This window comes from Candidatus Binatia bacterium (genome assembly GCA_029248525.1).
GTDB lineage: Bacteria > Desulfobacterota > Binatia > UBA12015 > UBA12015 > UBA12015.
The window spans coordinates 19216-28386 of the sequence record JAQWJE010000045.1; the positions used below are offsets into that span (position 1 = coordinate 19216).

Genomic DNA, 9171 nt, shown 5'->3' on the forward strand with positions numbered 1-9171 from the left:
ATCGCGATTGAAGCCTGATTGGGCTCATCGGTCGAGGCGCGAATGACGGTAGGAAACATGAAGGCCCTTTTTGCCCAAGCGACGCTCTATTCGTCAAGCCGAATCCTGCCACAAGCAGTCGCTAAATCGCCTTCCCGCCCGTGGCAGAGCCGCTGGGCGGCCATCTGCTATAGCCGTGTCGTAGTCCCGATCCCCCAGGCACTCGACCGCGGCAGCCTCCGGTGGGGGCAGAACGACGAGCATGGCTGCGAAGATCGAGGCAAGCAAGAGCCCGAAGCGAATGTCCATCTCCGAACGTGTCTTTACAGACCTCGGCTCCGCGCCCTCCCTGAACAAACTACATACACGATTCGAGCCCCGATCAATCACCACCCCCCCTGCATCAAGCACAGCTTCACAAGAGACACCTGCAACGCGTCAGGACTGGCCCCGACCGAGATGTGCGCAGCTCAGACTGCCCTTGCGCAGAACGCCGCGCAATCTGTGAAAGTCGCTCACCCGCACCCCAACGCTGGCCCCAACATTGGCGGCAACTTTTCCCCACAGCGCCACTTCCCTTCGACAGGCACGGCACTTGCTTACCCTTCTCGTAGGCAATCAGCAGAGGGAGGATGTGCATGAATTGGGTGCAACGAGGCCATCGAACGAAACGAGATTCGCAAAACAGGAGTATTACGAGCCACCCAAGCGGCTCCTTCCGCAGCCAGCGGGCGACTTTGTTGTTCGCACTTCTGGGCGCGATCCTGCTGCCAGACAACATTCGCGCCCATAGCGAAGCTCTGCACTCAGTTCCGATACTGGAAGCGGCCTGCAACGAGCAGGGAGACGGCGCTACTTGGCCGGAGCGTTATCTGAACTTCGAAACTCCGCAATGCAACCCGATCGCACTTAGCCGGAGAGGCCGCATCTATGTCGTAAACACGCCCGGGCACGAGATCGTCGAGATGACGCGATCAGGCAAGATCAAACGTCGCCTGCGGGTCGGCCTCGAACCTTCCGGTGTTGCCGCCAGCCCTGACGGTCGAATGCTTTACGTTACCAACCACCTTTCCGACAGCGTCAGCGTCATCGATGCCATCGCGTGGGAGGTGACCGATACCATCCAGCAAGTCGACCCGGCGTCGCGGCTCAGCATTCTCGACGAACCCTGTGGCGTGGCGTTTTCGCCAAACAAGCCGCGCGCATTCGTCACACTTTCGCAGCCGAACCGTGTCGCCATCCTTGACACCTCGGACCACTCGATCATCGACATGGTGGATCTCCCGGGCGAGGACCCACGGGCCCTGCGCGTCTCACCTGATGGTCGGTATCTATTCGTGGCCGCCTTCGCCTCGGGCAACCGCACCGAGGTTGAGGTCGCCAATGAAGAGGCGCTCTACGAGGCTCCCGACAATTGGTGGGATGCCTTCATGCAACAGATACGCGCAGCTCTCGGAGGTGCGCCGATCACCGGACGAATCTCGACTCCGGAAGCGTCTTCCAAACTCGCCGAACGTCCGGATCGTGACGTCTTCGTGATCGACACCCATACTCTCGAATTCACCTCGATTGAAGGCGTGGGCACCCTGCTCTACGGCCTCGAGATATCACCCGACCAGGAGACATTGTGGGTCGCGAACACCGATCATAGAAACTTCCTCAATGGTCCGGACGAACTCGACGGCAAACCGATCGCCAATCAGGTGACCCGGATCCAACGCGGCACACGCGGCTGGGGTGATGCGGAAATCACCGCATTTGCAACCGATGAAGACCCGATCACCGGCCTCTCCGCCGCTGGCGGCGCTGTTCCTTCCGCGATTGCGTACTCGAGACACCATGAATTGCTGGTGACTGCGGCGTCATCCAACACCCTGATGATCTTCAACCCCTCGGGCAACCTGCGGGCTCGAGTCCCCGTGGGCTCCATGCCACGCGGTGTCGTGACACGCGGAGGTCTGGCCTGGACATATAACCGCGGCGATTCCAGCGTATCGATCGTCAAATTAAAAAAGGGCGTCGAACGCAAGCGCATCGTCTTCGCTGAAGACCCTGCGCCCACAACCATCGAGGCTGGCCGACGACATTTCTACGCGGCTGGATTTTCGGGTAACGGGACCTTCAGCTGCGCAAGCTGTCACCCCGACGCAGACACAGACCACCTGGTCTGGGAGCTCGATAGCGCGGCCGGCCATCGTGGGACTCAAACGATTCGCGGGATTGCCGAAACTGAAGGTTTCCACTGGGACGGCAGCCAGGCGGATGCCCACATCTTGATCTCCGGCGGGATCCAGGGTCCGGTTTTTCAGGGCTCGATCAATCCTTGCCAAGTCGAAGAGATGGCCAGGTTCATCCTTAATGTACCCTTCCCGCCGTCCCCGCATCGGGCACCCTCCGACATGATGACTGTCGACGCACGGGTTGGTGCGGTCGTAGCTCGCCGCGGAATCCATTACGACCACACCGACACACCGGTGAACCCTGCCGGCTTCGAATTCGACCCCGGCTTCGAGCATCTCCTCAAGGAGATCGCCGGTGAAAATCTTGTACCCACGGCCGTCGAAGGCTGTGCTGCCGGATCCTGCCATGCCGCGCCGCTGTGGACCTCGACCGGGCAGGTCGGAGGCATTGAAGCTGTGACTTTCCGCGGCATGTGGGATCGCAACACATGGGTCCACAACGGCGTCAGCAGCAAAGCTGGCGAGCTTGAGGCAACCGACCTTTATCGAATCGAAAATGGGTATTCTCCGCGCTACAAGGGCCGTGCCTCGGCCGCAGCCTCCTCTTCATCGTTCATGGCAACCTTCTTCCGGTTTCACGACGATCCGCAAAACCAGACCGGCGTCGATCCGCTGGCGTTGAATGATCGTATCGAGGCATTCATGCGGGAGCTTTCGACCGGGCTACCCGGTATTCTCGGTCGCCAAGTTCTCTTTGACGGCACCCCGACCCCAGAAGAAGACCTGCAGATCACGGAACTCCTGATCGCGACAGAGCAACGCAAGATCACCCTCCGAATCGATGGAGCTACCGCCAACGGTGAAGTTCATTGGACACTCGTGCCAAAGCCCGTGCCCTTCTTCCTGGACGAGACGGGCAAGACCCTGAACATTGAAGAGGCCCGTGATATCCTTGAAGCCGGCCCCTACCTGCTCCTGCTCACTGCCGACCTGCCAGCCCATACAGGGCAGCAGCCACTGCTTCGCACGATCGTCGCGCTCGATGAACCTAACCGCATCGCGGCGGCCACAAACGGCAAGACCCAGACCTTCGAGATTCGTGGTTCCGGTTTCGTGCCGGGAATGTGGCTTCTCGTTGACGGCATCCCCTATGCTCAGGTGGAAGTCCAAAGCGATTCGGTCGCTCGACATACGGAGAACCCGGTGAATGCGCCCGGCGATTTCTATGTACTGAGCCTGCTGAACCCCGACGGCCTCCAGAGCAACGAATTCCCGATCCCGATCGTTGGGCCGTCTGACGAGACCTTGCCGCCGAGTTTCAAACCCTCTCCCTCACCCGATCTGAGTCTTCCAGGGCTCGACGCTTCTCCCAACTAGAGAGCGCGAAGCCCACCTGAGCCGCGTTATCCATCTCCAACTGTGCCGCCAGAAGTGCTGCATCCGTGCACTTTGAGGAGACGAGCGTGGGTCGCCAAGGTTCCAAGCCTGACTGCAACCCGGGATGGGAGAACTGAAATGTACAAGGAACTTCGTGAAATCACCGCTCAGCTAACTGGCGAAGGAGGCCCGTTCGAGATCGCAGAAGTCACGATCGATGGCGTCCCGCTGCGGACCTACAAGAACGCTCCGGCCGACATGCGTCAGGTCTGGCTGGGGACCGCAGGCCATGGTGATGCCGACTACCTCGTCTACGAGGAAGAACGATTGACCTATGCGGAATCCCATCAATTGGTGGCCGCTGCCGCCCGTAATCTTGTCGACCGCTTCGGTGTAAAGCCTGGCGATCGCATTGCCGTCGCCATGCGAAACTATCCCGAATGGGTGCTTTCCTACTGGGCAGCCATCTCGGTCGGGGCAAGTGTGGTGGGCATGAATGCTTGGTGGACGGGACCCGAAATGGTCTACGCCCTGAATGATGCGAAACCGACGATGCTGATCGCAGACAAGGAGCGACTCGAGAGGCTCGCGCCGGTCCGCGACCAAGTTGGTGAATTTCAGATCATTTCGGTGCGCGTCGACGAAGGTGCTCCGGCGGGATCCCTGCCATGGTCAGAATTGGTTGCCGGCGAAGGTGCCATGCCCGACGCGGACATCGACCCTGATTCGGATGCATGCATTTTTTACACATCGGGAACCACTGGTGTTCCCAAGGGCGCGCAGCTCACGCACCGCGGTTGCACCAATAACATTATGAGCATGGCATTCTGGAATGCCGCCTCACCGGCCGCCCTCGACGCCGCTGGCAAAAAGTCGGCCCCGGCTGCCGATGAGGTCTCGTACCCACCATGCTTTCTTGTGGTGACCCCGCTATTTCACGTCACCGCGTGTAATTGTGTCATGCACGGCGCTTCACTTACGGGGGCCAAACTTATCCTTGTCTACAAATGGGATGCCGGACAGGCCCTGAAACTGATCGAAAAAGAACGAGTGACGACCATCTCGGGCGTGCCCGTGATGTCCCGTGAATTGATCGCCCATGAGGACTTTGCAAAGGCCGATACATCCTCCCTGAAGTCGCTCGGCGGAGGCGGGGCTGCGATTCAGCCCGATCTCGTCGAAAAGATCGAGTCGCGGGTGTCGAGTGCGCGTCCGGGTACCGGCTATGGCATGACGGAGGCTTGTGGTGTGATCACCATGAACTCGGCCGATTATTTCGTCGACAAGCCAGAGACCGTGGGGCCTATTCTGCCGGTATTCGAAACCCTGATCGAGGGGGCCGACGGGAAGCCCGTGACCGACGGCGGTGTCGGCGAGCTTTGTGTCCGTGGCGGTCAGGTCATCCGGGGATATCTGAATCGCCCCGAGGCGACCGCCGAGAGCATCACCAACGGCTGGCTGCACACCGGTGACATCGCGCGCATCGACGAAGATGGTTTTATCGCGATTGTGGACCGCGCTAAGGATATGCTTTTGCGCGGTGGCGAGAACGTGTATTGCGCCGAAGTCGAAGCCGCGATTTTCGATCACGACGCCGTTGCGGAATGTGCCGTGATCGGGGTACCGGATGACCGACTCGGCGAGGAAGTCGGCGCAGCGGTTGTCCTGGCCGAGGGTGCCTCGGTCGATGCGGATGCACTGCGAGCTTTCGTGAAGGGACGGTAGGAAACATGAAGGCCCTTTTTGCCCAAGCGACGGCGACCTTGTCGAGAAGATGCGCCAGAGCGGGCTTCTCGAGGATACCATTATTGTGATCACCTCGGATCATGGCGAGAGCTTCGGCGGGCACGGCTATATGCAGCACGGGCCGCGGGTCGATGAGTCCGTGATGCATGTCCCCCTGATTCTTTGGCTGCCGGAAGGCCACGAAGACCGCCGCCCCGGCACGGTCGTGGACGCGCAGGTACGGGTGATCGATGTCTTCCCCACACTGATGGATGCCATTGGGCTGCCGCCTCCACCGGGAGTCGATGGGAGCAGCCTTCTCGCGCATTCTGATGGGCAGTCTTTTCCTGCCAGCCGAGTGGCCTACGGTGAGACGGGGCGATCGTTTATGGGCATCGACCCGGAACGACATCTCGCCGGTGTTGAGGGCAAGCATCGCATGGTGCGCACGGATCGCTGGAAGATGGTCTATATTCCCGATCTGTCCGGAGGCCGTCGTCGGCTCTTTGATCTGGTCGCGGACCCCGGTGAGAAGACGGATGTGGCAGATGAGCACCCCGACATCGTCAGGGAGCTTTTTGCAGAGATGCAAAAAGTAGATGGCAGCGGCCTTGATCGAGGCGCCGACCAGCCCCTCAGCCCAAGCCAGATCGAGCGGCTTCGCCAACTGGGCTATGTGCAGTAGCCCAGAGGGAGCCGTCCCGACGAATTTGCTAGTTGTGCGGCATCCTACGGTGCTGTGAAGACGCACCTGGCAAGGGGGATCGCGATATCTCGCAAGACGTACAGATAGTAAGCTGATCCCGGGGTCAGTGCGGCAGGATCCTGCCCTTCCGGGAAGCTCTTGAATGCCGCGCCGGGCAGCTCTCCATAGGCGACGCCGGCTTCGAACGGTTCTTGATCCCAAGCTACGTCGATGCGCCAGATTGTACCCTCGGGAATGTCGAGATTCGGTGGAAGGCCCGGGTTTTCACTGCCTTCCTCAAGAATCCAGAGATACCGCGCCGCGCCGCCTTTCCAAATGAAACGCCCGTTGGCATCGATGCCTTCCTCTTCCCCGCAGGCCTCGGGGACAAAGTCTCTTTGCAGGATCAGCGGGCCGCCTACATCCGGGAGTTGATCGAGAAATTCCTGCATGACGTCGCGACGGTCCAGTTCGCCAAGAAAGAAGGCCTTCATGCGATCGGGGTGTGTGCTCGGAATCGCACTGTTGATGCGATCGAATCCGTTGTTCTGCTCTGGCGGGAATGCACCAAGCACGCTGGAGTCGGTGATTCCTGCAAATAGAGCGATCGCCTCATCACTCATGGTGTCCGTCCAGAGTGGCCCCGCATCTACCGACCAGCGAGCCGGCCCCTGCGGGGCATCCTCGCTGTGACAGCAAACACACGCGCTTGAGCGAACCTGCGCCTGAACCCAATCCGCCTCCTCGATCCACTCGTCATCATCATAGCGTGAGTCCGACTCGGGCGGATTTGCCCAAGGGCCCAGCGGATAATAGGGACGATTCGTGTAGATCACGTCGCAATCTCCGTAGTCTACATAGAGCCTTCCCTCTTCGGTGCTTCCCGAGATCAGATTCCAGGTACAGACCTCTCCGTCGGTGGCGCCTTCAGGTTCGCCATCATGCGCGGGTACACAGGATCGAGTCGGCCATTGGAAAATCGTCGCCTCGCCGCCGCCGCTCGACATGGGGGGCAGGTCGTACCCGTAGCAATTTTGCGATGCGTAAAAAGTGCCGCCCATGAAACCGGTACAGGCTTGCGCTGAGGCTGCGCAGTCTCGCCCTTGATCGCCTCCGATTTCGATCACGAAATCAAGCGATTCGTCGGCCTCCACCGGGCAACTGCCGAGCGAAGGTTCGACCGCACAGGCTATCCCTGCATGGAACTCGCCAGGGCTTCCCAGCGGGCCTCCAACGCAATCTCCTTGAGCCCCGTCTTCGGTCCAACCTTCCCCCGAGTAGTGCTTGCATTCAAAAAGTCCGGAAAACGGATTCCGGTAATCGCAACTCCCGACTGAAGCCAAAGGTGGCGTCGTTGGTTCCGGCTCTGGCGCGGCGCTCGGTGTGGGCTGCGGATCCACGGGACCGACGACATTCGGGGAGGTCGAACTGGAGCCCCCGCAGCCGATGAACATGATTGTGACGAGCGTAATTGTGGAGATGCGACGCATAGATTGAGCCTCCCGTAAATCTGACAATTGCTTGTTTGACGCAAGCTAGCGCGATCTTGCCCGACGACCAAACGGTTCGGGCTTTTTCCGCTGAGCTCCGGTGGTCTGTGTTGAGATCACCAGCAATCCGAGTGTTTCCTTCCGAATAGAAGTCAGTCACGCGGGATGGGATGAGATCGACCGTCGAGGATCGTGCCCCAGATGTCGATGTCGCGGAGCCTCTCCGGGCCAACCGCGTAGGGATCTTCCTCGAGTACGGTGAAGTCCGCGCGCTTGCCCACCTCAATCGATCCGATCTCGTCTTCAAGCCCCAGGCTGCGAGCGCTCTCGCTGGTGATGGCGCGCAGCGCCGCGTTGCGTCCCAGTCGCCGCCTAGCGGCTCTGCCGCGGGCGGGAAGGCGAGTCGGAGACTGCTAATGGAGGACTCGGCTTGCCGAATACGGCATCATCGTTACTCGTGAGTCGATCCGCCCATGGTGCATCCGGATCGGAAACATTTATTTACGCAGATTGACACGAAAAGCACCGAGGCTAGGGCGACACCACTCTTGGTGGATGAAGTATTCACCGGTGTGCTGGACCATTCAAATTAATAGCAAGCAGCATTACCTGTGGCGGGCCGTAGATCAGGATGGAGACGTGGCTGATGTGTATAGTCAAGCAAGGCGTGATGGATCTGCAGCGAAGCGGTTCTTCAGGCAATGAATACTCGCTTGAGTCGCTGGGCCCAGGACATCGCGATGTGCCGTTCAGCGGGTGAGCGAACTCCAGTATTGGCGATTCGTTTCACTTCTGTGCCGCGTGGGTCGTGCCGTCCCGGCAAGGCGTCTTCAACGTGTAAACCACCTTGCCAGTGGAACTGTGTGATAGGCGCGGGATAGCCACGGCGGAAAGGGCGATGTGCCGGTATAATGGTTCGCGCTTCTTCTTTTGATGGCTCCAGCATCTCACTCGGGCGTGCAGAGAAAATAAAAAAAGCCACCCGAGGGTGGCTTTTATTATCGGCATCCTTGCGAAAGGCCTATTCGATCGCGAGTACCACTTGATTAATGGTGCCGGTAAAGCGCGTTTCTTCCGGACCTACACCAATGTCATCCGCCACCGGTGTCTGGTTGTCGAGGCCCACATCTGCTGTCTCGTCCGCCGAAAAGATCAGCGGCTGAGTTCGGCCAATTCTGCCGGAGGCCACCTTCTTGCCATTTACTGCGATGGTGGCATCGCCGCCCTTGCCCAAGCCGTCGCCGTCGTAGTCAAAGTCCATGACGATCGTTGCAGGGCCGGGCGGAATAGGCTCCTCCGCTGCCACAGTAAACCGCTCAAGGCCGAGGAAGTTGTAGGTGTAAATCGGTCGACCGTCCTTCATGTAAAGTGACCAACCGCCAAAACGGCCACCTTGGGTCAGGATCACCCCTGTTGCACCTTCGTCGACTTCTACATCGGCCGTAATACGCTTGGATGTGTTCTTGGAGTTCAAGAACGTATTCTCCAATATGCCATTCATGCCACCGTAAAGCGTCAGTGATTTGCGGCCGCCCAACAAATCAGGGCGTCCTGCGATAGCTGGATTCATGCGTTCCACGGTACGATCGTCGATCGGCAGCACGTTGTACTTCTCGGCCTCTTCCATGAAAGTGGCTTCCATCGCCGCCACACGCTCAGGGTACTGATCCGCCAGGTTATTCACCAAGCTGAAGTCTTCCTTCGTGTTGTAGAGCTCCCAAACGTCATCCTCGAG

At 59.4% G+C, this 9171-nt stretch carries 6 protein-coding genes and 2 pseudogenes; 4 read left to right on the top strand and 4 right to left on the bottom strand.

Annotation, left to right across the window (positions count from 1 at the left end; genetic code table 11):
- Nucleotides 1–719: 719 nt before the first annotated feature.
- The 3 genes and pseudogenes from P8K07_11475 to P8K07_11485 all read left to right on the top strand — a co-directional run bounded on the left by P8K07_11475 (nucleotide 720) and on the right by P8K07_11485 (nucleotide 5946).
- Complete coding sequence (locus P8K07_11475) at nucleotides 720–3536, top strand: cytochrome c peroxidase (protein MDG1959138.1); 2817 nt, start codon at nucleotides 720–722, stop codon at nucleotides 3534–3536.
- Between the two features lie 138 nt (nucleotides 3537–3674).
- Nucleotides 3675–5261, top strand: a complete 1587-nt coding sequence (locus tag P8K07_11480) for a class I adenylate-forming enzyme family protein (protein ID MDG1959139.1) — start codon at nucleotides 3675–3677, stop codon at nucleotides 5259–5261.
- Between the two features lie 43 nt (nucleotides 5262–5304).
- Nucleotides 5305–5946, top strand: a pseudogene (locus tag P8K07_11485) (sulfatase-like hydrolase/transferase).
- 44 nt (nucleotides 5947–5990) lie between these two features.
- Here P8K07_11485 and P8K07_11490 read toward each other — a convergent pair.
- Entirely contained in the window at nucleotides 5991–7436 is a 1446-nt protein-coding gene (locus P8K07_11490) for a proteinase inhibitor (protein MDG1959140.1), read from the bottom strand.
- Nucleotides 7437–7588: 152 nt separating this feature from the next.
- Nucleotides 7589–7807 (bottom strand): annotated as a pseudogene (locus P8K07_11495) (amidohydrolase family protein).
- 184 nt (nucleotides 7808–7991) lie between these two features.
- On the opposite strand from P8K07_11495, the gene P8K07_11500 reads away from it, so the two are divergent.
- A complete protein-coding gene (locus P8K07_11500; GenBank protein ID MDG1959141.1) occupies nucleotides 7992–8141 on the top strand; it encodes a DDE-type integrase/transposase/recombinase in 150 nt (49 codons plus the stop codon).
- Nucleotides 8142–8222: 81 nt separating this feature from the next.
- Here the strand turns inward: P8K07_11500 and P8K07_11505 are convergent, their stop codons facing one another.
- The gene (locus tag P8K07_11505) at nucleotides 8223–8444 is read right to left on the bottom strand and encodes a transposase (GenBank protein ID MDG1959142.1); all 222 of its coding nucleotides are present in this window, start codon (nucleotides 8442–8444) and stop codon (nucleotides 8223–8225) included.
- A gap of 13 nt (nucleotides 8445–8457) precedes the next feature.
- Nucleotides 8458–9171 (bottom strand): arylsulfatase (locus P8K07_11510; GenBank protein MDG1959143.1); only part of this gene is annotated, 714 nt, incomplete at its 5' end.